The organism is Melaminivora alkalimesophila (assembly GCF_000282995.1).
GTDB lineage: Bacteria > Pseudomonadota > Gammaproteobacteria > Burkholderiales > Burkholderiaceae_C > Melaminivora > Melaminivora alkalimesophila.
In genome coordinates this window covers 1-941 of sequence record NZ_ALEE01000453.1, presented here as the reverse complement: position 1 = coordinate 941, position 941 = coordinate 1, and the positions used below count along the sequence as shown (strand labels likewise).

1 protein-coding gene and 1 pseudogene are annotated in these 941 nt (G+C 70.9%); both read left to right on the top strand.

Annotated elements, in window-relative coordinates; translation table 11 throughout:
* Nucleotides 1–736, top strand: a 736-nt coding sequence (locus A612_RS08870) for a bifunctional ornithine acetyltransferase/N-acetylglutamate synthase (RefSeq protein WP_019374144.1), incomplete at its 5' end; no start/stop codon positions are given.
* A gap of 61 nt (nucleotides 737–797) precedes the next feature.
* Nucleotides 798–941, top strand: a pseudogene (locus A612_RS17905) (AAA family ATPase); the annotation flags it as partial.

The window sequence follows — 941 nt, the reverse complement described above, 5'->3', positions numbered from 1 at the left end:
CCGCCAGCTGCAGATCGGCGGGCGCCCGGTCCGCATCACCGGCATCGCCAAGGGCGCCGGCATGATCCGCCCGAACATGGCGACCATGCTGGGCTTCATCGCGACCGACGCCTGCATCGCGCCGCAGCTGCTGCAGCCGCTGGTGCGCGAGCTGGCGGATGCCTCCTTCAACCGCATCACCATCGACGGCGACACCTCCACCAACGATTGCTTCATGCTGGTGGCGACGCAGCGCGCCGGCCACGCGCCGATCGAATCGCTCGACAGCGAGGCGGGGCGCCAGCTCAAGGCAGCGCTGCAGGAGGTCGCCCAGCAGCTGGCCCAGGCGATCGTGCGCGATGGCGAGGGCGCGACCAAGTTCATCACCGTGCGCGTGGAGGGCGGGCGCGACGCCGAAGAGTGCCGCCGTGTGGCCTACGCCATCGCGCACTCGCCGCTGGTCAAGACGGCCTTCTACGCCAGCGACCCGAACCTGGGGCGCATCCTGGCGGCGGTCGGCTACGCCGGCATCGACGACCTCGACCAGGGCGGGATCGACCTCTACCTGGACGACGTGCATGTGGCCGTGCAGGGGGGGCGCCATCCGGACTACCGCGAGGAGGACGGCCAGCGCGTCATGCAGCAAAGCGAGATCACGGTGCGCGTGCTGCTCGGCCGGGGCAACGCTGCGGACACCGTCTGGACCTGCGACCTGAGCCTGGATTACGTGCGCATCAACGCCGACTACCGTTCCTGAGCCGAAGCCCCAAGGGCCGGCAGATGCCGTCCGGCCCTGTGGCGGCCCCCCCGATACCGACATGACCCCCCAACTGCAACACCTGCTGGAGCGCGCCGAGCAGCTCATCACCCGCATCGAGGCCGTGCTGCCCCGTCCCCTGTCGGCGCCCGACTGGTCCGAGGCGATTGCCTGGCGCTACCGCAAGCGCAGCGGCGGGCACGGG